Origin of the sequence: Rhodococcus sp. BP-332, from assembly GCF_019836065.1 — a bacterium.
Taxonomy (GTDB): domain Bacteria; phylum Actinomycetota; class Actinomycetes; order Mycobacteriales; family Mycobacteriaceae; genus Rhodococcoides.
This window is the reverse complement of sequence record NZ_JABUEC010000003.1, coordinates 418415-441865: the sequence shown is the minus strand read 5'-3', so window position 1 is coordinate 441865 and position 23451 is coordinate 418415. Positions and strand designations below refer to the sequence as shown.

The 23451-nt window shown below is 68.1% G+C and carries 22 protein-coding genes; 11 read left to right on the top strand and 11 right to left on the bottom strand.

Features of this window, described 5'->3' with window-relative positions:
* Positions 1–29: 29 nt before the first annotated feature.
* Together HQ314_RS13305 and HQ314_RS13300 are read left to right on the top strand one after the other, a co-directional pair.
* Positions 30–3800, top strand: a complete 3771-nt coding sequence (locus tag HQ314_RS13305; RefSeq protein ID WP_222650292.1) for a multifunctional oxoglutarate decarboxylase/oxoglutarate dehydrogenase thiamine pyrophosphate-binding subunit/dihydrolipoyllysine-residue succinyltransferase subunit — start codon at positions 30–32, stop codon at positions 3798–3800.
* Positions 3801–3810: 10 nt separating this feature from the next.
* Positions 3811–4521 carry an AAA family ATPase gene (locus HQ314_RS13300; protein ID WP_307806153.1) on the top strand — a complete coding sequence of 237 codons (711 nt, stop codon included), beginning with the start codon at positions 3811–3813 and terminating at the stop codon, positions 4519–4521.
* A 5-nt stretch (positions 4522–4526) separates the two neighbouring features.
* Here HQ314_RS13300 and HQ314_RS13295 read toward each other — a convergent pair whose 3' ends face one another.
* On the bottom strand, positions 4527–5558 hold the full coding sequence (locus HQ314_RS13295) for a beta-ketoacyl-ACP synthase III (RefSeq protein ID WP_027503832.1): 1032 nt from the start codon (positions 5556–5558) through the stop codon (positions 4527–4529).
* A 103-nt stretch (positions 5559–5661) separates the two neighbouring features.
* Positions 5662–6288 (bottom strand): TetR/AcrR family transcriptional regulator, encoded by a 627-nt coding sequence (locus tag HQ314_RS13290; RefSeq protein ID WP_222650291.1) that lies wholly within the window; start codon positions 6286–6288, stop codon positions 5662–5664.
* A 69-nt stretch (positions 6289–6357) separates the two neighbouring features.
* On the opposite strand from HQ314_RS13290, the gene HQ314_RS13285 reads away from it, so the two are divergent.
* Genes HQ314_RS13285 through HQ314_RS13275 form a run of 3 tightly spaced genes read left to right on the top strand, consistent with a single transcriptional unit; the run spans position 6358 to position 9710 of the window.
* A complete protein-coding gene (locus tag HQ314_RS13285; protein WP_027503834.1) occupies positions 6358–7941 on the top strand; it encodes an NAD(P)/FAD-dependent oxidoreductase in 1584 nt (527 codons plus the stop codon).
* Positions 7938–8777, top strand: coding sequence for an SDR family oxidoreductase (locus HQ314_RS13280; RefSeq protein WP_222650290.1), 840 nt, complete (start codon positions 7938–7940; stop codon positions 8775–8777). Before HQ314_RS13285 ends, HQ314_RS13280 begins: the two co-directional genes overlap by 4 nt.
* A 21-nt stretch (positions 8778–8798) precedes the next feature.
* A complete protein-coding gene (locus HQ314_RS13275) occupies positions 8799–9710 on the top strand; it encodes an alpha/beta hydrolase (RefSeq protein ID WP_222650289.1) in 912 nt (303 codons plus the stop codon).
* Here HQ314_RS13275 and HQ314_RS13270 read toward each other — a convergent pair.
* Entirely contained in the window at positions 9690–10529 is an 840-nt protein-coding gene (locus tag HQ314_RS13270; RefSeq protein ID WP_222650288.1) for a hypothetical protein, read from the bottom strand. The genes HQ314_RS13275 and HQ314_RS13270 overlap by 21 nt on opposite strands.
* Before the next feature lie 80 nt (positions 10530–10609).
* Here HQ314_RS13270 and HQ314_RS13265 point away from each other — a divergent pair, with 80 nt between their 5' ends.
* From HQ314_RS13265 to HQ314_RS13250, 4 genes are read left to right on the top strand one after another with little or no spacing between them, the layout of a single operon-like run.
* Positions 10610–11581, top strand: coding sequence for an ABC transporter substrate-binding protein (locus HQ314_RS13265; protein WP_027503838.1), 972 nt, complete (start codon positions 10610–10612; stop codon positions 11579–11581).
* Positions 11578–12714, top strand: a complete 1137-nt coding sequence (locus tag HQ314_RS13260; RefSeq protein WP_222650287.1) for an ABC transporter ATP-binding protein — start codon at positions 11578–11580, stop codon at positions 12712–12714. Before HQ314_RS13265 ends, HQ314_RS13260 begins: the two co-directional genes overlap by 4 nt.
* Positions 12714–13391 carry an ABC transporter permease gene (locus tag HQ314_RS13255; RefSeq protein ID WP_027503840.1) on the top strand — a complete coding sequence of 226 codons (678 nt, stop codon included), beginning with the start codon at positions 12714–12716 and terminating at the stop codon, positions 13389–13391. Before HQ314_RS13260 ends, HQ314_RS13255 begins: the two co-directional genes overlap by 1 nt.
* Entirely contained in the window at positions 13388–14068 is a 681-nt protein-coding gene (locus HQ314_RS13250; protein ID WP_027503841.1) for an ABC transporter permease, read from the top strand. The genes HQ314_RS13255 and HQ314_RS13250 overlap by 4 nt, the downstream gene beginning before the upstream one ends.
* 6 nt (positions 14069–14074) lie before the next feature.
* Here the strand turns inward: HQ314_RS13250 and HQ314_RS13245 are convergent, their stop codons facing one another.
* The 4 genes from HQ314_RS13245 to HQ314_RS13230 all read right to left on the bottom strand — a co-directional run bounded on the left by HQ314_RS13245 (position 14075) and on the right by HQ314_RS13230 (position 17319).
* On the bottom strand, positions 14075–15280 hold the full coding sequence (locus HQ314_RS13245; protein WP_222650286.1) for an NADP-dependent malic enzyme: 1206 nt from the start codon (positions 15278–15280) through the stop codon (positions 14075–14077).
* A gap of 263 nt (positions 15281–15543) precedes the next feature.
* Positions 15544–15801 (bottom strand): hypothetical protein, encoded by a 258-nt coding sequence (locus HQ314_RS13240; RefSeq protein WP_027503843.1) that lies wholly within the window; start codon positions 15799–15801, stop codon positions 15544–15546.
* Positions 15798–16676 (bottom strand): PHP domain-containing protein, encoded by an 879-nt coding sequence (locus HQ314_RS13235; RefSeq protein ID WP_222646045.1) that lies wholly within the window; start codon positions 16674–16676, stop codon positions 15798–15800. The genes HQ314_RS13240 and HQ314_RS13235 overlap by 4 nt, the downstream gene beginning before the upstream one ends.
* Before the next feature lie 28 nt (positions 16677–16704).
* The gene (locus HQ314_RS13230; RefSeq protein ID WP_222650285.1) at positions 16705–17319 is read right to left on the bottom strand and encodes a suppressor of fused domain protein; all 615 of its coding nucleotides are present in this window, start codon (positions 17317–17319) and stop codon (positions 16705–16707) included.
* Between the two features lie 60 nt (positions 17320–17379).
* On the opposite strand from HQ314_RS13230, the gene HQ314_RS13225 reads away from it, so the two are divergent.
* Both HQ314_RS13225 and HQ314_RS13220 read left to right on the top strand, forming a co-directional pair.
* Entirely contained in the window at positions 17380–18090 is a 711-nt protein-coding gene (locus tag HQ314_RS13225; RefSeq protein WP_222650284.1) for a metallophosphoesterase, read from the top strand.
* On the top strand, positions 18080–18928 hold the full coding sequence (locus HQ314_RS13220) for a hypothetical protein (RefSeq protein ID WP_027503847.1): 849 nt from the start codon (positions 18080–18082) through the stop codon (positions 18926–18928). Before HQ314_RS13225 ends, HQ314_RS13220 begins: the two co-directional genes overlap by 11 nt.
* Before the next feature lie 67 nt (positions 18929–18995).
* Here HQ314_RS13220 and HQ314_RS13215 read toward each other — a convergent pair whose 3' ends face one another.
* From HQ314_RS13215 to HQ314_RS13200, 4 genes are read right to left on the bottom strand one after another with little or no spacing between them, the layout of a single operon-like run.
* Complete coding sequence (locus HQ314_RS13215) at positions 18996–20156, bottom strand: ABC transporter ATP-binding protein (protein WP_056442586.1); 1161 nt, start codon at positions 20154–20156, stop codon at positions 18996–18998.
* A 4-nt stretch (positions 20157–20160) separates the two neighbouring features.
* Positions 20161–20991 (bottom strand): carbohydrate ABC transporter permease, encoded by an 831-nt coding sequence (locus HQ314_RS13210; RefSeq protein WP_027503849.1) that lies wholly within the window; start codon positions 20989–20991, stop codon positions 20161–20163.
* Positions 20992–20994: 3 nt separating this feature from the next.
* Positions 20995–21933 carry a carbohydrate ABC transporter permease gene (locus HQ314_RS13205; protein ID WP_027503850.1) on the bottom strand — a complete coding sequence of 313 codons (939 nt, stop codon included), beginning with the start codon at positions 21931–21933 and terminating at the stop codon, positions 20995–20997.
* Positions 21930–23303 carry an extracellular solute-binding protein gene (locus HQ314_RS13200; RefSeq protein ID WP_231476097.1) on the bottom strand — a complete coding sequence of 458 codons (1374 nt, stop codon included), beginning with the start codon at positions 23301–23303 and terminating at the stop codon, positions 21930–21932. Before HQ314_RS13200 ends, HQ314_RS13205 begins: the two co-directional genes overlap by 4 nt.
* Positions 23304–23451: the final 148 nt, after the last annotated feature.

Sequence of the window (23451 nt, the reverse complement as noted above, 5' to 3'; positions counted from 1 at the left end):
CGAAGAAGGAAACGAGGCGAACACCTGCCGTGAGCAGCAGCTCTACAACACAGTTCGGACAGAATCAGTGGTTGGTCGACGAAATGTACCAGCGTTTCAAGACCGATCCGTCGTCGGTCGACGAGAGCTGGCACGAGTTCCTCGCCGACTACACGCCCGAGCAGAACGGTAGCGGCGATCCCGCCACCGACACCGAGACCACCACAGCCGCACCCGCTTCCGCGAAGGCAGCTGCGCCGAAGGCGGAGAAGCCTGCCGCGCCGAAGGCCGACAAGCCGGCCGCCGCGAAGACCGACAAGCCGGCACCGAAGGCGGAGACCAAGCCCGTGACCACAGCTGCCCCCGCGAAGTCGACCGCCGCCGCCGGGCCGGCCGAGAAGAAGTCCGCGGCCGTGCCGCCTGCACAGCCGGAGTCGGACGCGCCGAAGGAGGACACGACCAAGGTGCTCCGCGGCGCCTCGGCCGCGGTCGCCAAGAACATGGCCGCCTCGTTGCAGATCCCGACGGCCACCAGCGTGCGCGCCATCCCCGCGAAGCTGATGATCGACAACCGTCTCGTGATCAACAACCACCTCGCGCGCACCCGCGGTGGCAAGATCTCGTTCACTCACCTGCTCGGCTACGCCATCGTGCAGGCGGTCAAGTCGTTCCCCAACATGAACCGGCACTTCGCCGAGATCGACGGCAAGCCCAACGCGGTCACCCCCGCGCACACCAACCTCGGCCTCGCCATCGACCTGCCGGGCAAGGACGGTTCGCGGTCACTCGTCGTCGCCGCGATCAAGGGGTGCGAGGAGTTCACGTTCAACCAGTTCCACACTGCCTACGAGGACATCGTCCGTCGTGCGCGCGACGGCAAGCTCACCGCCGCCGACTTCAGCGGCGTCACGATCTCGTTGACCAACCCGGGCACCATCGGCACCGTGCACTCGGTTCCACGTCTGATGAACGGCCAGGGCACCATCATCGGCGCCGGCGCCATGGAGTACCCCGCAGAGTTCCAGGGCTCCAGCGAGGAGCGCATCGCCGAGATGGGCGTCGGCAAGCTGATGACGCTCACCTCGACGTACGACCACCGCCTCATCCAGGGCGCGGAGTCGGGCGACTTCCTTCGCACGATCCACAACCTGCTGATCAGCGACGAGTTCTACGACCAGATCTTCCACGGTCTGGCCATCCCGTACGAGCCGATCCGCTGGCGTCGTGACCTGCCCACCGGCGGCGTCGACAAGAACACGCGCGTCCTCGAGCTCATCGCGGCCTACCGGAACCGTGGCCACCTCATGGCCGACACGGATCCGTTGATGTTCACCAAGGACAAGTTCCGGATGCACCCGGACCTCGACGTGATCAGCCACGACCTGACGTTGTGGGACCTCGACCGCGAGTTCCAGGTCGGCGGCTTCCACGGCCAGGACAAGATGAAGCTGCGCGACGTGCTCAGCGTGCTGCGCGACTCCTACTGCCGGCACGCCGCCATCGAGTACACGCACATCCTCGAGACCGACCAGGTGGCGTGGCTCCAGGAGCGCGTCGAGGCCAAGCACGTCAAGCCGACGGTCGCTCAGCAGAAGTACATCCTGAGCAAGCTCAACGCGGCCGAGGCGTTCGAGACGTTCCTGCAGACGAAGTACGTCGGACAGAAGCGCTTCTCGCTCGAGGGCGCGGAGTCCGTCATCCCGATGATGGACTCGGTCATCGACCAGTCCGCCGAGCACGCCCTCGACGAGGTCGTCATCGGCATGCCGCACCGTGGACGCCTGAACGTGCTCGCCAACATCGTCGGCAAGCCGTACTCGAAGATCTTCACCGAGTTCGAGGGCAACATGAACCCGGCCGCCGCACACGGGTCGGGCGACGTGAAGTACCACCTCGGTGCCGAGGGCAACTACATCCAGATGTTCGGCGAGAACGACATCAAGGTGTCGCTCACGGCCAACCCCTCGCACCTCGAGGCGGTCGACCCGGTCCTCGAGGGCCTGGTCCGCGCCAAGCAGGACATGCTGGACAAGGGCGACTCGTCCGACGGCTTCTCCGTCCTGCCGCTCATGCTGCACGGCGACGCGGCCTTCGCGGGCCAGGGCGTGGTGGCGGAGACGCTGAACCTCGCGCTGCTGCGCGGGTACCGCACCGGCGGCACCGTGCACATCGTCGTCAACAACCAGGTCGGCTTCACGACGGCGCCGGAGCACTCGCGCTCCAGCGAGTACTGCACCGACGTCGCGAAGATGATCGGCGCACCGATCTTCCACGTGAACGGCGACGACCCGGAGGCGTGCGCCTGGGTGGCTCGACTGGCGGTCGACTTCCGTCAGAAGTTCCACAAGGACGTCGTCATCGACATGATCTGCTACCGCCGTCGCGGCCACAACGAGGGTGACGATCCCTCGATGACGCAGCCGGCGATGTACGACGTGATCGACACCAAGCGCAGCGTCCGCAAGAGCTACACCGAGTCGCTCATCGGTCGTGGCGACATCAGCCTCAAGGAGGCCGAGGACGCACTCCGCGACTACCAGGGCCAGCTCGAACGCGTCTTCAACGAGGTGCGCGAACTCGAGAAGTACACCCCGGAGCCGAGCGAGTCCGTCGAGCTCGACCAGCAGCTGCCCGCCAAGCTCACCACCGCGGTCGACAAGTCGGTTCTGCACCGTATCGGCGACGCGTTCGTCAACGTCCCGGACGGTTTCACCGTGCACCCGCGCGTGCAGCCCGTCCTCGACAAGCGTCGCGAGATGGCTTACGAGGGCAAGGTCGACTGGGCGTTCGGCGAGCTGCTCGCACTCGGCACGCTGATCGACGAGGGCAAGCTCGTGCGCATGTCCGGCCAGGACACCCGTCGCGGCACGTTCACGCAGCGGCACTCGGTCATCATCGATCGCAAGACCGGTGAGGAGTACACGCCGCTGCACAACCTCGGCAGCGACGATCCGGGCAAGTTCCTGGTCTACGACTCCGCGCTGAGCGAGTACGCGGCCGTCGGCTTCGAGTACGGCTACTCCGTGGGCAACCCGGACGCGCTGGTGCTGTGGGAGGCGCAGTTCGGCGACTTCGTCAACGGTGCCCAGTCCATCATCGACGAGTTCATCTCGTCCGGTGAGGCCAAGTGGGGTCAGCTCTCCGACGTCGTGCTGCTGCTGCCGCACGGCCACGAGGGCCAGGGCCCCGACCACACCTCGGGACGCATCGAGCGGTTCCTGCAGCTGTGCGCCGAGGGATCGATGACGGTCGCGGTGCCGTCCACGCCGGCGAACTACTTCCACCTGCTGCGTCGTCACGCACGTGACGGCATCCAGCGGCCCCTGGTCGTGTTCACCCCGAAGTCGATGCTGCGCAACAAGGCTGCGGTCAGCAACATCGAGGACTTCACCGACGGCAAGTTCCACTCCGTCTTCGACGAGCCCACCTACGACTCGGGCGACGGTGACCGCAAGAAGGTCGAGCGGGTGCTCATGGTCAGCGGCAAGCTGTACTACGAGCTGCTCGCCTTCAAGCAGAAGAACAAGCGGGACGACGTCGCCATCGTGCGGGTCGAGCAGCTCTACCCGATCCCGAGCCGCCGCATCGCGGAGGCGCTGGACGGCTATCCCAACGCCACCGAGTACCGGTGGGTCCAGGAGGAGCCGGCCAACCAGGGTGCGTGGCCGACGTTCGGTCTCGCGTTCCCGGAGCTGCTGCCCGAGCGTCTGTCCGGCATCAAGCGCGTCTCGCGGCGTCCGATGTCCGCACCGTCGTCGGGTTCGAGCAAGGTCCACGCGGTCGAGCAGGCCGAGATCATCGACACGGCCTTCAACGGGTGATCGTTCACCTGTGACGCTGCCACTGAGCCGGGTCGAGTTCACTCCACGGAGGGGATTCGACCCGGCTTCGTGGTATCTGCAGGTACCCGTGGTCGCCGAGATCGTGCGCACCGGGCTCGACTTCGACAGTCCCGTGACCGTGATCGTCGGGGAGAACGGAACCGGGAAGTCGACGCTGATGGAGGCGCTGGCCGCGTGCTGGGCCTTCGGTCTCGGTGCGGCCGACGCGATGTGGTCACCCGGCGGCGGGGCGCAGGACACCGACCTGCACAAGCACCTGACGTGCCACGGTGCCCGACCGCGGCCGCAGGGCGGGTGTTTCCTGCGCGCCGAGACGATGCACGGATTGTTCGAGTCCGCGGACGCACGGCGAGTCCGCGACACCGACGTCGTCTACAACGCGCTGTCCCACGGACAGTCGTTTCTGCGCTATGTCGCGGATCGCCCTGTCGCAGTCGGACTCTGGTTGATGGACGAGCCCGAGGCGGCCTTGTCGTTCCAGTCGTGTCTGGCGTTGATCTCGGTGATGAAGGAACTGGTCGAGGAGGGCTCACAGATCGTGATGGCGACGCACTCGCCGGTGCTCGCCGCCATGCCGGGTGCACGCCTGCTCGAACTCGGCGAGGACGGTCTGTCGTCCACGACGTGGGAGGAGGCGCAGGTCGTCCGGGACTGGTCGGCGTTCTTCGACGCCCCCGACCGGTTCCTGCGCCACCTCTGACACGACTAGGCGGTCGGGGCCTCCGGCAACGTCACGACCTGGCCGGCGAACGACAGGCCGGCACCGAAACCGAGCAGCAGGGCGGTGTCGCCCTTCTTCGCCTTGCCGGTGCGCAGCACCTCCTCCACCGCGAGCGGGATCGAGGCGGCCGAGGTGTTGCCGGCCTCGGCGATGTCGTGTGCCACCGGGATGTCCTCGGCGAGCTCGAGGCTCTTCGCCAGCAGATCGGTGATGCGGGAGTTCGCCTGGTGCGGCACGAAGACGTCCAGCTCGGAGGCCTTCACGCCCGCCTTGTCGAGGGCCTCGCGTGCCACCTTGGCCATCTCGAACGCCGCCCAGCGAAAGACCGCGATACCGGTCATCGCGATCCACGGACGATCGGCGTTCGGATCCTCCTTCAGGTCCGCGAAGTACTGCAGCCAGTCCTTGTCCTGCTTGATGGCGTCGGCCTGCGAGCCGTCCGAACCCCAGACGACCGGTCCGATACCGGGCTCCTCGGTGCGGCCGACGACCATGGCGCCGGCACCGTCGCCGAAGATCATGCGCGTGCCGCGATCGTCGGGTCGCGTCGTGACGCTCAGGTGCTCGGTGCCGATGACCAACACCTTGTCCGACGTGCCCGCGCGAACCATGTCCGAGGCGAGTGCGAGGCCGTAGCAGAAGCCCGCGCAGCCCGCGCCGAGGTCGAAGGCGCCGGGGCCACCGGTGCCGAGCGCGTCCGCGATGATCGACGCGGCGGGCGGTGTGAGCAACAGGTGAGTGGACGTCGCGATGATGACGCAGCCGATCTCGGCGGCGTCCACGCCGGAGTTCTCGAGGGCACGGCGTCCGGCCTCGATCGACATGGAGACCACGTTCTCGTTCTCCCCGGCGAAACGGCGGGACTCGATGCCCGTACGGGTACGGATCCACTCGTCGCTCGAGTCGATGGTCTTGCAGATCTCCTCGTTGGTGACGACACGCTCGGGCCGGTAGGCCCCGATTCCCAGGATTCCCGAGTGTCGCGTCTCGGTCGGGATACTGATCTGCGCGCCCATCGAAGGCCGTCCTCTCGTGCTGCCGACCGCCGCTCGTGCGCCGGTGTACGCCCTCACGTTACTGGTGCGGACCCGTCGATCGAAGGGGGTGTCGCTCGAGGTGTCATCCCGCGTCGGCACTCGCCCACGACAACTCGGTCGTGTCCGCCGTCGGCAGCGCCACGGCAGGCAGCGCGTGCACCAGCAGTTCGATCAGCTCGTCCCGGCTGAGGTCCTCCTGGTTCAGCCAGGTGATGGTGACCTCCTCGCAGAACGCCACCCAGCCACGGATGGCCAGTGCGATCCGCGGAGTGCGCTCGACACCGAGCAGCGGGAGCTGCGACACCGTCCGTTCGACCATGACGTCGCGGGTGCGCTCGAAGACGGCCCGCATGTCGGGATCCCCGCTCGCGGTGCCGCGCAGCAGCGAGACGTAGCTGGAGCGGTGCTCGGTGACGTAGTCGACGTAGGACGCGAGTGCCGCGGCGAGCGTCGTCAACGGGTCGAGCCCGACGGGCGGCTCGGTGGCGTCGAGCATCTGTCGGCTGGTGTGCTCGACGATCGCGACGTGGAAGTCGTGCTTGGACGAGAAATAGTGGAAGAGCAGCCCACGCGACACGCCCGCCTGGTCGGCGATGTCCTCGACCGAGATGGCGTCCAGCGTGCGCTCCGAGAGCATCTCGACCCCCAGGTCGATGAGCTGGGCCCGCCGCTGTTCCGGACTGAGCCGCGTTCGCTTCACGCTGTCCATGCGCTCCATACTACTGAACGTTCGTCAGTAACTGTTGACCTGCGCTCAATAAGGACCTAGTCTGGGTTCATGAGTCTTCCAGTTACAGATACCGACGCTGTCGCTGCACGCTACGTCGACACCATCATCATCGGCAGCGGTTTCGCAGGACTGGGCGCCGCGATCAAGCTGAGCCAGCAGGGAAGCACCGATTTCCTGGTCCTCGAGCGCGGCAGCGACGTCGGTGGCACGTGGCGCGACAACACCTACCCCGGTGCCGCCTGCGACGTGCCCTCGCACCTCTACTCGTACTCGTTCGCGCTGAATCCGGACTGGACCCGCTCGTTCTCCCGTCAGCCGGAGATTCAGAAGTACATCGAGAGCGTCGCGCGGCAGTACCGCGTGTACGACCGCCACGTCTTCGACTGCCACGTCGAGTCGGCCCGCTGGAACACCGCCACCTCGCAGTGGGACATCGTGACCACCCGGGGGAACTTCACGGCCAAGAAGGTCGTGTCCGCCGTCGGCGCCCTGTGCGAGCCGAACCTCCCGGATATCGCCGGCATCACCGATTTCCAGGGCGAGATCTTCCACTCGGCCCGCTGGAACCACGACGCGAGCCTCGAGGGCAAGCGCGTCGCCGTCATCGGTACCGGCGCCTCCGCGATCCAGATCGTCCCGGCCATCGCGCCGACGGTCGCCCATCTCGACGTCTACCAGCGCACCGCCCCGTGGGTCCTCCCGCGCTTCGACCGCGAGTACACCCGCATCGAGAAGCTGGCGTTCAAGTACCTCCCCGGCTACCAGCGTCTGTCACGCACCGGCATCTACGCCGCACGTGAGACCCAGGTCGTCGGCCTCACCCGCGTCCCCAAGCTCATGAAGGCGTTCGAGTTCATCGCGCGCCGACAGATCGCGAAGGGCATCCGCGACACCGAGCTGCGCCGCAAGGTGACGCCGAACTTCCGCATCGGCTGCAAGCGCATGCTGATCTCCAACAACTACTACCCGGCACTGGATCGACCGAACGTCGACCTGGTGACCGACGGTATCCGTGAGGTGCGGGCGCACTCCATCGTGACGGCCGACGGAACCGAGCGTGAGATCGACGCCCTGGTGGTCGCCACCGGATTCCACGTGACCGACTCCCCCACCTTCCAGGGCATCTTCGGCAAGGACGGCCGCTCGCTCGCCGAGGTCTTCGACGAGCGCGGACAGCAGGGATACAAGGGCGCCACGGTCGCGGGCTTCCCCAACCTGTTCTTCCTGGTCGGACCCAACACGGGCTTGGGGCACACCTCGATGGTGTTCATGATCGAGTCGCAGCTGAACTACGTGATCGACGCGCTCAACACGATCGACAAGCACGATCTCGGTGTCGTCGAGGTGCGCCGCGAGGTGCAGGACGAGTTCAACGCCGACCTGCAGACCAAGCTGAACAAGACGGTGTGGCTCAACGGCGGGTGCGCGAGCTGGTACCTCGACAAGCACGGCAACAACACGACGCTGTGGCCGGACTTCACCTTCGAGTTCCGCCGCATCACCCGCAACTTCGACCTCGAGGCATACGACGCCCTCGCGGCCGGCGACGTCACGAGGCCTGTGAGCGCCGTCGACGGCACCCCCACCCCTGCGACGACCGACAACGACGACGAGAAGGCGATCTCCCGATGAGCGAGTTCCGTGGACGAGTGGCCGTGGTGACCGGAGCCGGATCGGGGATCGGCCGTGCGCTGGCTCTCGAACTGGCTTCGCGCGGAGCACGACTCGCGCTGTCCGACGTCGACTCGGTCGGCCTGGCCGCCACCGTGGCGGCCGTGGAGCAGCGCGGCGGAGAGGTCCGCAGCGACCACCTCGACGTCAGCGAACGCGGCAGCGTGCTCGACTACGCGGAGACCGTGCGTCGGCACTTCGGTGTGGTGAACCAGATCTACAACAACGCCGGCATCGCTTTCCACGGCGACGTCGAGAAGACCGAGTTCAAGGATCTCGAGCGCGTGATCGACGTCGACTTCTGGGGCGTCGTCAACGGTACGAAGGCATTCCTCCCGCATCTCGTCGAGTCGGGAGACGGTCACGTGGTCAACGTGTCCAGCCTGTTCGGCCTCCTGTCGATCCCGTCCCAGTCCGCGTACAACGCAGCCAAGTTCGCCGTGCGCGGCTTCACCGAGGCGTTGCGCCAGGAGATGCTGATCGCCCGCCACCCGGTGCACGTCACGTGTGTCCACCCGGGCGGCATCAAGACGGCGATCGCCCGCAACGCGACCGTCGCCGAGGGCCAGGACCAGAAGTCGGTGGCCGAGTTCTTCGACCGTCGCCTCGCGAAGACCACCCCGGAGCAGGCCGCCCTGGTGATCCTGCGCGGAGTGGAGAAGAACAAGGCCCGCGTGCTCATCGGCAACGACGCCCGCGCGCTCGACGCCCTCGCCCGCATCACGGGATCGCGGTACCAGGACATCATCGTCAGACTGTCCTCGCGCGTCCTGCCGCGAACGACCATCCAGCGGTAGGGCTGACGGTAGGTTCGGGCGATGCGACCGATGACTCTGCCGTTGCCCGTGGTGTCGCGAGTTCTGAAGCCTGTGTTCCGGGTGATTCTGAACCCGCGCCTCCCGGTTCCGGTGCAGCGCACACTGCTCGAGGTCGCGGCCCGGTCACTACCGCTGCCGGAGGGCACGGTGATCCGCAGCGAGACCGTGGGCGGTGTCCCGGTCGAACGGGTCACCGTCGGTGCCACCGTCCGCCGCACCGCCGTGCTGTATCTGCACGGCGGTGCATACACGCTGGGGTCGCCGCTGACGCACCGCGTCGTCACGTCGTCGCTCGCCCGCGACAGTGGCGCCGTCGTGGTGGCGGCGCACTACCGTCTGGCTCCGGAGCATCCCTGCCCGGCCGCGCTCGAGGACGCACTGGCCGTGTTCGACGGGCTGGTCGCCGACGGTGTCACGGCCGATCACATTGCCGTGGTCGGTGATTCGGCCGGTGGCGGTCTGGCCGCGGCGACGATACAGGCGCTCGTCGACCGTGGCACACCACCGTCGTGCGTCGCGATGATCTCCCCGTGGGCCGATCCGGCGGACCAGGACTTCCCGGCGCCGCGCGACTTCCTGCTCGACGCTCGCTGGTTGCGGAACTCGGCGCGGCAGTATCTGGGCGACGGCGACCCGACCGATCCGCGCTACGCCCCCGTGCGTGGCACGTTGACCGGCTTCCCCTCGACGTTGATCCAGTACTCCGCCGACGAGATCCTGCGGCCTCAGATCCTTCGCTTCGTCGACGCATTGACCGAGGCCGGTGTCTCCGTGCGGTGCACCGAACTCACGGATCTGTGGCACGTCGCCCACCTGCAGGCCACCCTGCTGGCCGAGGCGGCGACAGCGGTCCGGGAGATCGGCGCCTTCGTCCGCGACGCGACCGCCCACTCAGAACGACTGCGTCCCTAGCCAACTCGCGGCGACCGCGCCCGGATCCTCGCCGCCGCGGACACGGTCGACCATCTCCGCGAGATCCGCGGTGGTGAGTTCGCCGGCGATGATCTGCAGCGGACGGTCCAGCGTCTCGTCCACGGAGCCCTTGCGGACGAGGGGGACGAGGACGTCGGCGGTGAGGCCGTCTCGATCGTCGGCCAGCACCACGGCGGTCGCATCGACCACGGCGACCCGGTCCGTGGCCCGGACGATCGTCACCTCGGTGGGGCCGGCAGGAGCGAACGCACAGTCGTAACTCTCGGCGAGGGCCCGTGTCACCGCGGACGCATCGACGGCCGGGTCGACGGCGGCGGAGAGGCGGGAACACTGCGGAGACAGAGCCGACAAAGTGGCTTCGGGGAGAGCCGATCCCGCGGCCGCGGTGACGGACACCGTCGGCCCGTTCTCGGCGAGACCCTGGTCGGTGACCGCCAGCCACTCCGGCAGTGCACGCGCCAGATCGGCGTAGACGTCCTCCGGCGCCCGCGCGGCGGACGACGGATCCAGTTGCGCCAGAAACGATCCGGTGAAGCCGGGGACGAGCGCGACCGAGGCGTCGTCGAGGCCGGCGAGCGCGCCGGGGAGACCGTCGACCGTGTCCACCCGAGCGTCCGCTCCCCCGCGTGACAGCGCGTCGGCGTACAGGTGCGCCAGCACCGTCTGCACCGGAGTTCCGGTGTCGGCGACCACCAGCGGCTGCGGGCGCGTCGTCCCCTCGGGGCCGCCGGTACTCGAACACCCGGCCACCACCGAGGCCGCGAGCAGCGCCGCGACGGCCGACCTGCAGACCCGCATCGACCATCCTCTCGAACCCGGTACCGGCGTTCCGGCGCCGAAAGCGGGCCGGTGTCGGGGCCTATCGTTACACTCGAACAGTGAACACGACACGTCGCACCACCTCACGTTCCGTGCGCGTCGCCGCCACCGCTCTGGTGGCCGCTGCAGCACTCACCCTGTCCGCCTGCGGCGGCGACTCCGATCCACTGAGCAGCGGCGGTGAGGGTGGTAGCGGAGGCGATCCGAACACCATCGTCGTCGGTTCCGCAAACTTCACCGAGTCCGAGATCATCGCCAACATCTACGCCGACGCGTTGAAGGCCAACGGCTTCGACGCCAGCACACGCCTGTCCATCGGCAGCCGTGAGGCCTACATCCCGGCCGTGCGCGACGGCTCCATCGACCTCATCCCGGACTACACCGGAAACCTGTTGCTGTACTTGGACCCCGAGGCCACGGCCACGGCGCCCGACGAGGTGAACACCGCCCTCACGGCGGCACTGAGCGACGATCTCCTGGCATCCACGCCGGCCCCCGGCGAGGACAAGGACGCCGTCGTCGTCACGCGGGACACCGCGACGCGCTGGAACCTGACCAACATCGCCGATCTCGCGCCGTACGCGGGTGAGGTCAAGTTCGGTGGGCCGCCCGAGTTCGCCGAGCGTCCCGTCGGCCTGCCCGGCCTGCGCGACAAGTACGGCGTCGACATCCCGGCCGCCAACTTCGTCCCGATCTCCGACGGCGGCGGCCCGGCCACCGTGGCCGCCCTCGCTGCGGGGGACATCACCGCGGCGAACCTGTTCACCACCACGCCCGCGATCGTCGAGAACGACTTCGTGGCACTGGGCGACCCGGACAACAACTTCCCGGCGCAGAACGTGGTCCCGGTCTACAACTCGTCGAAGAAGTCGGACAAGCTCACCGCCGTCCTGGACGCCGTGTCGGCCAAGCTCACGACGGTCGAGTTGCTGGCGCTGAACCAGGAGGTGTCGGGCGACGCGAAGACCGAGCCCGCCGCCGCCGCGAACGCCTGGGTCGTCGAGCAGGGTCTGGACAAGCCGGTCTCGTGATCTCGTTCGAGGGAGTCACCAAGCAGTACCCGGACGGAACGCTCGCGGTCGACTCTCTCGATCTCCGGATCGAGGACCGGTCGTTCACCGTCTTCGTCGGCCCGTCGGGCTGCGGCAAGACGACCTCGATGCGGATGATCAACCGGATGATCGAGCCCACGTCGGGCACGATCAGCGTCGATGGTCGAGACATCTCGACCGTCGACGCCGTCAAGCTTCGGCTGGGCATCGGTTACGTCATCCAGAGCGCCGGCCTGCTGCCTCACCGCACCGTCGTCGACAACGTCGCCACCGTTCCGGTGCTGACGGGTCGTTCACGCAAGGAGGCCCGTCGCGACGCGATGGAGGTCCTCGAGCGCGTCGGCCTCGATCTGTCGCTGGCCACCCGGTACCCCGCTCAGCTGTCGGGCGGCCAGCAGCAGCGAGTCGGGGTCGCGCGTGCCCTGGCGGCAGATCCTCCGATCCTGCTGATGGACGAGCCGTTCAGCGCCGTCGATCCGGTGGTGCGCGAAGACCTGCAGACCGAGATGCTCAGGCTGCAGGCCGATCTGAAGAAGACCATCGTCTTCGTCACGCACGACATCGACGAGGCCATCAAACTCGGCGATCGCATCGCCGTGTTCGGCACCGGCGGAACGTTGCAGCAGTACGACACCCCGGACGTGGTGCTGTCGGCTCCCGCGACCGACTTCGTCGCGTCCTTCGTCGGTCGGGACCGCGGCTACCGTGGACTGTCGTTCCGCCACGGTGACGGGGTGTCCCTGCATCCCATCACGACGGCGTCGGAGCAGGACGCGGCGTCGGTCCGTCTCGACCAGGGCCAGTGGCTTCTCGTCGTCTCCGCCGAGGGCCGTCCGCGAGGCTGGATGGACGTCACCGGCCTCGAGGCGCTCAAGTCCGGCGCGAGCATCGCGGACAGCACCTCCGCGGGCGGTTCGCTGTACCCGCCGTCGGGCGATCTGCGACAGGCGCTGGACGCGGCCATCTCGTCGCCGTCCGGCGTCGGCGTGGCGGTCGACGCGAACGGCGCCGTCCTGGGCGGTATCGACGCCACCGAGGTGGTGGCGTTGCTGGCGGACCAGCGTCGAGCCGAGGACCGCGAGCGCGGCCGCCAGTACTTCGAGAAGCCCTGATGCGCTGGCTGATCGACAACATCGACATCGTCCTCGAGCTGACGCGGACCCACCTGTACCTGTCGCTGGTGCCGCTGCTCGTCGGACTGGTCGTCGCGGTGCCCGTGGGCGCGGCCGTGCGCACGGTGGGCTGGCTGCGGCGTCTGACCCTGGTGGTGGCGAGCGTCGCGTTCACGATCCCCTCGCTCGCACTGTTCGTCACCATCCCGCTCATCGCGGGACTGCGTGTCCTCGATCCGTTGAACGTGGTCATCGCGCTCACGGTGTACTCCACGGCGCTGCTCGTCCGCGCAGTGCCCGAGGCACTCGACTCGGTGTCCCCCGCCGTCGTCGACGCGGCCACCGCGGTCGGCTTCGGACGGTTCCGCCGCGCCGCGACCGTCGAACTGCCGCTGGCACTTCCTGTGCTCGTCGCGAACGTCCGCGTCGTCGCGGTCACCAACATCTCGATGGTGTCGGTCGGGTCGGTCATCGGCATCGGTGGTCTCGGACAGCTCTTCACCCAGGGCTACCAGCGCGACTACCCCGACCAGATCCTGGCGGGCATCATCGCGATCGTCGTGTTGGCCCTGGTCTTCGACGCGCTGCTGTTCCTGCTCGGGCGTGCGTTGACGCCGTGGACCCGCGCCGGTGTGCCCTCGACGCGCCGGCGACGAGTGACGGGGGCCCGCGCATGAGCATCTTCTCCGACGCGATCGGCTACATCCTCGACGGCGCCAACTGGTCCGGCGGCACCGGCATCGCGACGCGTCTCACCGAGCACGTCTGGTACAGCTTTCTCGCCGTGCTGTTCTCCGTCGTCGTGGCGGTTCCGCTGGGACTGCTGATCGGGCACCTGCGCCGCGGCGAGGTGGCCCTGGTCGGCCTGGTGAACAGTCTGCGCTCGCTGCCGACGCTCGGCGTGCTGACGTTCCTCGTCCTGCTGCTCGGGCTGGGACTGGTGCCACCACTGATCGCCCTCGTGCTCCTGGGCATTCCGCCGATCCTCGCCGGGACGTATGCGGGTGTGGCCAATGTCGACGCCACCGTCGTGGACGCGGCACGGGCGATGGGCATGACCGAACGCCAGGTGCTGCTGCGGGTGGAGATTCCCAACGCGCTGCCGCTGCTGCTCGGGGGCATCCGCAACGCCACCCTGCAGGTCATCGCCACCGCCACCGTCGCCGCCTTCGTCAACCTGGGCGGCTTCGGGCGGTACATCTTCGACGGTCTGGCGCTCTACAGCTACGACCGAGTGGTGGTCGGCGCGATCCTGGTGGCCGTGCTGGCTCTCGTGGCGGACGGCCTGCTGGCCCTCGCCGTGTGGGTCTCGGCGCCCGGGACGGGGCGGCTGCGCCGCGCGCCCCGTCTCTGAGACCTCTCAGGCGACGCCGTCCGCCTTCGCAGCCGCGGCCACTGCCGCCGCGACGGCCGGAGCGACCCGCGGGTCGAGTGGGCTGGGCACGATCATGTCGACGCTCAGATCGTCGCCGACCACGGACAGGATCGCGTCCGCGGCGGCGAGCTTCATGTTCTCGGTGATGCGCCGCGCGCCCGCATCGAGAGCACCGCGGAACACACCGGGGAACGCGAGCACGTTGTTGATCTGATTGGCGAAGTCGCTGCGTCCGGTGGCGACGATGCCGGCGTACTTCTTCGCGTCCTCCGGATGGATCTCCGGGTTCGGGTTGGAGAGGGCGAAGACGATGCTGTCGTCTGCCATCGAGGCGATGAGTTCGTGCCCGATCTTCCCCGCGGAGACCCCGAGGAACACGTCCGCATCGGTCAGGGCGTCGGCAGCCGTCCCGGAGAGGCCGCGCGGGTTGGTACGCGAGGCGAGGTCGACCTTCACGGGATTGAGGTCGGCGCGATCCGCACCGACGATGCCCTTCGAGTCGAGCACCACAACGTCCGAGATGCCCGCGGCGAGCAGGATGTTCGCGCACGCGACGCCCGCGGCTCCCGCACCGGAGATGACGACACGCAGACCCGCGAGCTCGCGCTTCTGCACTGCCACAGCGCCTTTCAGCGCAGCCAGGACGACAATGGCCGTACCGTGCTGGTCGTCGTGCATGACCGGGCAGTCGAGTGCCTCGACGACGCGCTTCTCGATCTCGAAGCACCGGGGTGCCGAGATGTCCTCGAGGTTCACGGCTCCGAAGCTGGGCCGCAGGCGGATCAGCGTCTCGACGATCTCGTCGACGTCGTTGGTGTCGAGCACGAGCGGGATCGAGTTGAGGCCGGCGAACTTCTTGAACAGTGCCGCCTTGCCCTCCATGACGGGCAGCGAGGCGCGCGGGCCGATGTCGCCCAGACCCAATACCGCGGAGCCGTCGCTGACCACCACCACGAGTCGCTCGGTCCAGGTGTACTTGTTCACCAGCTCCTGATCGGCGGCGATCGCACTGCTCACCTTGGCCACCCCGGGGGTGTACGCGATGGAGAGGTCGCGCTTGGTCTCGAGCGGCGCGGTGAGCTCGACGGACAGCTTGCCGCCCACGTGGCTGAGGAAGATCTCGTCGTCCGTGATGGTCGTGAGATCTTCGGTCGGATCTGTTGCGGCGGTCACTGGGGGGCGCTCCTTCATCGTCCGCACGGAGGGTGCGGATCACAGGCGTGAGGGGAAGTCGAGATGCGCGCCCGGGGGATGAGAACCGAGGGCTGGCGACATCTCGATGCGTGCGCGGCGGGTGAGCCGACTTCGCGCGCCACCGACGAGCGGTGACCGTGGTCGATCACCACGGGGTGGCGGTGATCGCGAGTGGAGCCAGTGTGCCACCGCCGGTTCCTCGGGAGCAAACAGGTGCCGGTCAGCCTCACCACTGTCTCGTCAGCCCCACCCCTGGCTCGTCAGCCCCACCACTGCGTCCACAGCAGCGCTCCCGCGACCACCAGCACGCCCAGTGAGCCGAGGAACGACACCCCACGCGATCGATGGTCGGCGATCCGCTGGAGCAGGAGCGCCGCGACGACGGCGGCGACGTGCCACGCGATGGACGCGGTGCCGGGGCCGGGGAATCCCCGATCACCGCCGACGACGGCGGCGGCGATGACGAGCGCCGTGAGGACGACGAGACCCGCAGTGATCGATCCGCTGAGCGCCTTCACCGGCGGCCTCCGGGTACGACGAGCGGCACGCCCGTCGCCCGGCTCACCAACGCGTCGAACTGGTCCTCGGCGGTGGTGCGGGCCGCGATCGGCGTCGTCTTGTTGGTGCCGTGGTAGTCGGAGGATCCGGTCACGACGAGATCGTGCTCGCGCGCGATGTCGCGCAGGACGTCCGCGTCCTCGGGGCTGTGGTCGGGGTGATCGACCTCGAGTCCGCCGAGTCGCCCACCGGCGGCGAGCTCGAGAATGTGGTCGGTGTGCAGGAGTCGACCTCGCGTGCGCGCGCGGGCGTGGGCGATGACGGGCACTCCCCCGGCGTCGGCGATCAACTCGACGGCGAGGTCGAGTGGGGTGTCCGCCTTCTCGACGTAGTACGTCCCACCGGTCCGCAGCAGGTCGGTGAACGCATCGTTCACTGTCTCGACGACTCCGGCCGCGACGAGTGCACGGGCGAGGTGCGGGCGGCCCGCCGACGGACCTGCCGCGGCGAGGATGGTGTCGGCGTCGACGTCGTAGCCGTCGGCCGCCATACGGTCGATCATGCTGCGCAGACGCACTTCCCGCTCCCCACGCAACCGGCTGCGCTCCTCGGCGAAGGCGACGTGCCCGGGGTCGAAGAGGTACGCGAGCAGATGCACCGTCACCGGGTCACCGTCGGCTCCGCGGCCCTGGCACGACATCTCCATGCCACGGACGAGGGTGGGCGCACCGGGCGTCGCGGTCACCGCGGCCACGGCCTCGTCCCAGCCGTGAGTGGTGTCGTGGTCGGTCAACGCGATCACGTCGAGGCCCGCGGCGGTCGCCGTGGCGATCAGCTCGGTGGGCGTCTCGGTTCCGTCCGACGACGTGGAATGGGTGTGGAGATCGATCAGCACGCGCCCAGTCTGTCAGGTGCGCGAGCGCTCAGGTGGGCGGGCGCAGCGACGCCGCCGAGCGCCGCGGGTCGGCGATGTCGATGCCCGCCTCGGTCCACGCGTCGCGCAACGCATCGGCTCCGCGCAGGCGCACCCACGCGGCCTCGGTGCCGGTGATCGGGACTGCCCGCAGGAACCGCACCGGATCGTACGGTTCGGGCAGCTCGAGGTCGGCCACCCCGGACTCGGCCGTCAGCAGCACCGCCGTGAACGGAGCGCCGGGCCAGAGAGGCTCGCCGGCGTCCAGCAGGGCGTCGGGCACCAGCACGATGCCCTCCACCGCGGGCGACGCGGCGAAGACGGCGAGCGTGCGCCAGACCTTGGCGACGGACTCGTCGACTCCGCGCAGGGCCAGGATCAGCTCGGCGCGCGGGCCTCGCTGCGAGTCGGTGACCATGTCGGACGGGTCGGCCATCGGATGCCGCGAGCACCCGAGAGTGGTGAACCGCACGACTCCCTCGACGTCGGCAGCGAACAGCAACACCTCCAGCGGCTCGAGGCCCAGGAAGGTCACGGACGCGCTGGACGGGTCGTCCTGACCGAGCACCGTCTGCAGATGGGTTCGCACCTGCGCTGTCACGTCGCTCCCACTCACACCGTCCATCCAACCCCACGACGTCCGTACCGGCTCCGACGGGACCGGCGTGCCGGTACGGTCCTGCGTGTGGTGACTGTGCTGACCGTGTCCGACGAGGTGGTCGAAGGCCTGTGGAACGCCCGCACACTCCCGTTCGACGTCGACCTGGTCCTCGGTGCGGGCGACCTGCCCTTCGAGTACCTCGAGCACCTCGCCGAGGCCGCCGACGCCCCGTGCGTCTTCGTCCCCGGCAACCACGACGCCGACCTCACCGGGTACTCGGCCGGTCGAGCCGGCTGGATGCGTGCCGGGCTGCCGTCGAGCTGGCCCGGTCCGGACGGCGCCGTCAACGCCGATCGACGGATCGTCAGCGCCGCCGGTCTGCGGATCGCGGGGCTGGGCGGGTCCATCCGCTACCGCGACGGACCCAACCAGTGGACGGAACGGCAGCAGAAGCGGCGCTCCGGCTCCCTGATCCGGACCCACACCTGGCACCCGCTGCTGCGACGCGGAGCGGACGCACACGGGGTCGACGTCCTGCTGACCCACAGCCCACCGTTCGGTGTCGGCGACGCCGAGGACGCACCACACCGCGGTTTCCGGTGTCTCGATCCGCTCACCGAACGGTTGCGGCCTCAGCTCCTCGTCCACGGACACATCCACCCGCACGGCACGAGGCCGGCCGACCGACAGCTGCACGGAGCCACGGTGATCAACACCGTCGGCTACGCCCTGATCGACATCACCCCGGGCGGCCACACCGCGCCCATCATCGAGAGGCGACGTCATGGCTCGTGACACCGGATTCCCCGCTGCCGACGCGCAGAACGACTTCTCCCGCCAGCGCCGGCGCGCGGACGTGGCGCGGTTGGTCGGCTGGCTGCGCCGTCAACCGGACGACATCAACACGATCCTGCCGTTCGACGAGGTGGTCGCCGCCCTGGGCAAGGTGCGGGAGCGCCGCGTCGGACTCGAGGTCATCCGGGTCGACTCGATCGTGGGCAGCGTGGATCGCACCCGCGACTTCGACCGGTACTTCCGCCCGACGTCGACGCGGACACGCGAACGCTGGCAGCGCCTCGCCACCGCCTGGCGCCGCGGCGAACCGATGCCGCCCATCGAGGTGTATCGCGTCGGCGGCATGCACTTCGTCATCGACGGGCACCATCGCGTGTCCATCGCCTGCGCGATGCACAGTCTCACCATCGAGGCCTACGTCACCGAGATCATCACCCGCATCTCCCCCGACGGCATCTCCACGAGGGGCGATCTCCTGGTGAAGGATCACCGGCGCATCTTCCTCAGCCGCGTTCCCCTCACCGGGAAGTCGCGCGAGGCGATCGAGTTCACGGATCCGTGGCAGTACGCCGAACTCTCGGATGCGGTGGAGGCCTGGGGTTTCCGGCTGATGCAGGAACTCGGCGAGTTCGTCGACCGCCGCACTGTCGCCCGCCGCTGGTTCGGTGAGGAGTTCCTGCCGGTCGTCCGGATGGTGCGGTCCGTCGGGGGCATGTTGACCCGCCACACCGACGCCGAGGCCTACATGTGGGTGGCGCGCGAGCGTTACCGCCTGGTGCGCAGCCACATCTGGAACGACGAGATCATCGCGCAGCTCAAGGAGGCCGCGCCGAACTGAGACGGGCGCCGACCGAGACGGCGACGGCCCCCACCGTGCGGTGGGGGCCGTCGTCGCGTTCGAGCGGTCAGAGCGTCAGGTTGGCACCCGACTCGACGTCGAACACCGACACGCGCTTCTGGTCGAACCACAGCTCGATGGACTCACCCATGCGAGCGGCGGACTCGGCCGAGAGTCGAGCGACCAACTGGCCGCCGTCCGCGCCGGAGTCCGCGGCCAGCTCGTCGAGTTCGCGCGAGGTGACCTTGGGGCCCTCGGCGGAGAAGTAGATGTACTTGTCCGACCCCATCGACTCCAGCACCTCGACTCGCGCCGAGAACGTGCTGCCGTTGATCTTCTGGTACGACTCGACGAGCGAGGCGTCCTCGAGATGCTCGGGGCGGATGCCGACGACGACATCCCCCTTCGCGTTCTTCGAGGCGATCTTCTGCCGCGCCTCGTCGCTCAACCGGATCTCGCCGAGCGAGGTGGTGACCCCGCCGTCCGTCAGACGACCCGACACGAAGTTCATGGACGGCGACCCGATGAAGCCCGCCACGAACAGGTTTCGCGGGTGATCATAGAGCTCCTGCGGCGAGCCGATCTGCTGCACCAGTCCGCCGCGGAGCACGACGACGCGGTCGCCGAGCGTCATGGCCTCGGTCTGGTCGTGCGTCACGTACACCGTGGTGGTCTCGAGACGCTTCTGCAGCTGAGCGATCTCGGTCCGCATCTGCACGCGCAGCTTGGCGTCGAGGTTCGACAGCGGCTCGTCCATGAGGAACGCCTTGGGGCTGCGGACGATCGCGCGTCCCATCGCGACGCGCTGACGCTGACCACCGGAGAGGTTGGACGGCTTGCGGTCGAGGTGCTGGCCCAGGTCGAGGATGCGGGCGGCGTCGTCGACCTTCTTCGCGATGTCCTCCTTGCTCATCTTGGCGAGTGTGAGGGGGAAGGCGATGTTGTCGCGCACCGTCATGTGGGGGTAGAGCGCGTACGACTGGAACACCATCGCGATGTCGCGATCCTTCGGTGCCCGCTCGTTCACGCGCTCACCGGCGATGCGCAGCTCGCCGCTCGAGATGTCCTCGAGGCCGGCGATCATGTTGAGCGTGGTGGACTTTCCGCAGCCGGAGGGTCCGACCAGGATGATGAACTCGCCGTCGGCGATGGTGATGTCGACGTCGCTCACCGCCGCGGCACCGTCCGGGTACAGCTTGGTCACTTTGTCGAGAACGATTTCGGCCATGGACTTATCCCTTCACTGCGCCGGACGTCAGGCCCGCCACGATACGACGTTGGAAGAACAGGACGAAGATGATGATCGGGATGGTGATGACCACGGCCGCAGCCGCGATCGAGCCCGTCGGTTCCTCGAACTGCGAACTACCGGTGAACTGTGAGATCGCTGCCGGCACCGTGACCGAACGCTCGGTGGCCGTCAACGAGATGGCGAGCAGCAGGTCGTTCCACGCGAAGATGAAGACGAGGATCGCCGCGGTGACGATGCCCGGTGCCGCGAGCGGTGCGATGACCTTGCGGAACGCCTGTCCCGGGGTGGCACCGTCCATCTTGGCGGCCTTCTCCAGCTCCCAGGGGATCTCACGGAAGAACGCCGACAGCGTGTAGATGGCGAGCGGGAGCGCGAACGTGATGTACGGGATGATCAGGCCCGGCCAGGTGTCGAACAGGCCCAGCGCACGCTCGATGTCGAACAGCGGTGTGACGAGCGAGATCTGGGGGAACATCGCGATGAGCAGCGCGGCGCCGACGAGGAGCTTCTTGCCGGGGAAGTCGAGACGAGCGACGGCGTAGGCCGCCATCGTGCCGATGACCACCGCGATGAGCGTGGTGATGAGACCGATGCCGATGGAGTTGATCAGGGCGCTGGTGAACTGGGACGTCTGGAAGATGCCCTTGTAGTTGTCCAACGTCCACGTCGTCGGGATGAACTTGCCGTCGGCGATGTTCGCCACCGGCTTGAACGACAGGCTGATGATCCACACGAGCGGGATCAGTGCGTACAGCAGGACGAGAAGGTTGACGATGGACCAGCCGGCCTTCGTCTTCGTGGTGGCTGCCATGGGTCAGCGTCCTTCCGCGTCGGAGCCGGGTGCGGAGGCCCCGAACAGTTTGATGAAGACGAAGGCGATGATGGCCACGCAGAAGAAGATCAGCACGCTGATGGCCGACCCGATACCGAGGTTGAACGCCCCGAAGAGGTTGTCGTACCCGAGGATCGACACCGAACCGGTGCTGTTGCTGCCCTTCGTCAGAACGTAGATGTTGTCGAAGATGCGGAACGCGTCGAGCGTGCGGAACAGCAGCGCCACGAGGATGGCCGGCTTCATCAACGGGATGATGATGCGGATCAGTCGGGTCCACGCGCCGGCGCCGTCCACCTGGGCCGCCTTGAGCAGATCGTCGGGAACGAGCGCGAGACCGGCGAGCAGCAGCAGTGCCATGAACGGCGTCGTCTTCCACACCTCGGCGAGCACGACGATCGCGAGCGACGGAAGCTGCTGCGTCAGAGGCGCACTGCCCTCGGGAAGCAGGTTGGCCAGGTAGCCGGTCTGCGGTGTCCACGCGTAGTACCAGCTGTACGCGGCGGCGACGGTGACGATGCCGTACGGGATCAGCACGACGGTGCGAACGACGCCGCGCCCGAAGATGGTGCGGTGCATGACCAACGCGACCGCGAGGCCGAGGACGAACTCGATGATCACCGAGATGACGGTGATGCCCACGGTCACCGCGAACGCCGTCCACCAGTAACCGTCGGTGAGGACGGAGACATAGTTGGACAGGCCGACGAATTCCTTGTCGTCCGGGAATGCCAGGTTGTACTTCTGCAGACTCAGCCAGAAGGCGTAGATGATGGGATACGCGGTGACGGCGATCATCAGGATCGCGGCGGGAGCGACCAGCAGGAGCCCCAGTCGGCGCTCCGCCTTCTTGCCCTCGGACACCGCCTCGGCCGCCTTGGCGTGCTTCTGCGGGCGTCGGGGCTCGTCGGTGACGGTCATGGGATCAGCCCTTCGGAGTTCACGGCCTGGCGGACCAGATCGGCGAGCCTGTCGACGTCTCCCACGGGATCGATGTCCTGCGGGGGGTTGAGCGCGTCGGTCAGGAGGATCGAGATGGACTGGTACGCGGGCGACACCGGTCGGACCGCGGCACTCTCGATCGAGCCGAGAACGCCCTCCCATGCCGGGTAGGCGGCCTGGAACTCGGGATCGTCGTAGAGCGAGCGGATCACCGGCGGCACACCGCCGTCGACGGCGTTGTTGCGCTGGTTCTGCTCGTCGGTCAGGCACGCGACGGCGGCCCACGCCTCGTCGGGATGCTCGGTGGTCTTGGCGACACCGATGTTGAACCCGCCGATGGTGACCTTGGCGGGCTCACCGGGGTTCACCGAGGGGTACGGCGCGCTGCGGAACACCTCGTTCACCGCCGCGTCCTGCTGGTCGGCGGGAACGGTGGACAGGTCGAGGAAGGACACGCCGCCCGCGGCGGCGTTCTCCTTGAGTCCGGGGAGCACGAACGGGTAGTTCACCTCGGCGAACATGGTGCCCGCCTCGACGCCGAGACGCGCTGTGCCCTCGTCACTCTGGGAGACCGAGGGGTCGGCGCCCGGAGCGGTCGCGACGCTCTTGATGATCGAGAGCGCCTTCTCGGTGGCCGCGCGGTGCTCGGGGGTGTCGTTCAGTGTCACGGTGGTGCCGTCCTCGCCGACGACGGATCCGCCGGCACTCTCGAGGAGGGTGTTGAACCAGACCATGAAGCCCTCGTACTGCTTCGCCTGCACACCGATGGCCGCGGGCTTGCCGGAGGCGGCGTTCTCGCCGGCGGTGGCGATGAGGTCGTCCCACGTCGCCGGGGGCTGGCCGTTCGGCACCATGTCCGGGCGGTACCAGAGCAACTGGGTGTTGGAGTTCAGCGGGACCGCATACAGCTTGTCCTTCTGCTCTGTCTCGGGGTCGAGCCACTCGGCGGTGGCGAGCGGGCCCTCGAGCACCGATCCGTCACGCAGCTTCGCCTCGAGATCGTCCGGAACCGGGAGTGCCCAACCGGCTTCGGCGAACTCGGCGGTCCAGACCACGTCGAGTGTCATCAGATCGAGCGTGCGGTCGTTGCCCGCCAGACGGCGAGCGAGCTGCAGGCGCTGATCGTTGGCGCTCTTGGGGAGCGTGCGCTGCTCCACCCGGTACGCGCCGCCCGACTGCTCGGTGCACGCCTGCGCCGCCGCCGCGTACTGCTCCGCGCCGTCGGCGGCGGTGTAGAAGCTCAACACGATTCCGTCGTCGGAGGATCCACACCCCGCCAACAGACTTCCGGCCACCACCGCGGCGGCCCCTGTCGCTGCGAGTTTCCTCGCCCTGTACCTCTTCGGCACGACCGCCTCCTCTGCCGCAAGAGAAGGCGCCACAGTCGGCCCGACTCCGCAGCGTGTGCTTCGTTGGACACGCATTCCCTGCGAAGTGGAACCTAGTCGAAAGCTGAGAGGAAAACGGTGGCTTGTTGCAATCCCGTGATGCTTTCGG

What these genes read in the sequence shown, in the direction of transcription:
- HQ314_RS13295 (WP_027503832.1), bottom strand. Translation starts at nt 5,558, where the DNA reads ATGGGCGCGCAGATCAGTATCCCGACCGAGACGCGACACTCGGGAATC.
- HQ314_RS13290 (WP_222650291.1), bottom strand. Translation starts at nt 6,288, where the DNA reads ATGGACAGCGTGAAGCGAACGCGGCTCAGTCCGGAACAGCGGCGGGCC.
- HQ314_RS13285 (WP_027503834.1), top strand. Translation starts at nt 6,358, where the DNA reads ATGAGTCTTCCAGTTACAGATACCGACGCTGTCGCTGCACGCTACGTC.
- HQ314_RS13280 (WP_222650290.1), top strand. Translation starts at nt 7,938, where the DNA reads ATGAGCGAGTTCCGTGGACGAGTGGCCGTGGTGACCGGAGCCGGATCG.
- HQ314_RS13275 (WP_222650289.1), top strand. Translation starts at nt 8,799, where the DNA reads ATGCGACCGATGACTCTGCCGTTGCCCGTGGTGTCGCGAGTTCTGAAG.
- HQ314_RS13270 (WP_222650288.1), bottom strand. Translation starts at nt 10,529, where the DNA reads ATGCGGGTCTGCAGGTCGGCCGTCGCGGCGCTGCTCGCGGCCTCGGTG.
- HQ314_RS13255 (WP_027503840.1), top strand. Translation starts at nt 12,714, where the DNA reads ATGCGCTGGCTGATCGACAACATCGACATCGTCCTCGAGCTGACGCGG.
- HQ314_RS13250 (WP_027503841.1), top strand. Translation starts at nt 13,388, where the DNA reads ATGAGCATCTTCTCCGACGCGATCGGCTACATCCTCGACGGCGCCAAC.
- HQ314_RS13245 (WP_222650286.1), bottom strand. Translation starts at nt 15,280, where the DNA reads ATGAAGGAGCGCCCCCCAGTGACCGCCGCAACAGATCCGACCGAAGAT.
- HQ314_RS13230 (WP_222650285.1), bottom strand. Translation starts at nt 17,319, where the DNA reads ATGGACGGTGTGAGTGGGAGCGACGTGACAGCGCAGGTGCGAACCCAT.
- HQ314_RS13220 (WP_027503847.1), top strand. Translation starts at nt 18,080, where the DNA reads ATGGCTCGTGACACCGGATTCCCCGCTGCCGACGCGCAGAACGACTTC.
- HQ314_RS13215 (WP_056442586.1), bottom strand. Translation starts at nt 20,156, where the DNA reads ATGGCCGAAATCGTTCTCGACAAAGTGACCAAGCTGTACCCGGACGGT.
- HQ314_RS13210 (WP_027503849.1), bottom strand. Translation starts at nt 20,991, where the DNA reads ATGGCAGCCACCACGAAGACGAAGGCCGGCTGGTCCATCGTCAACCTT.
- HQ314_RS13205 (WP_027503850.1), bottom strand. Translation starts at nt 21,933, where the DNA reads ATGACCGTCACCGACGAGCCCCGACGCCCGCAGAAGCACGCCAAGGCG.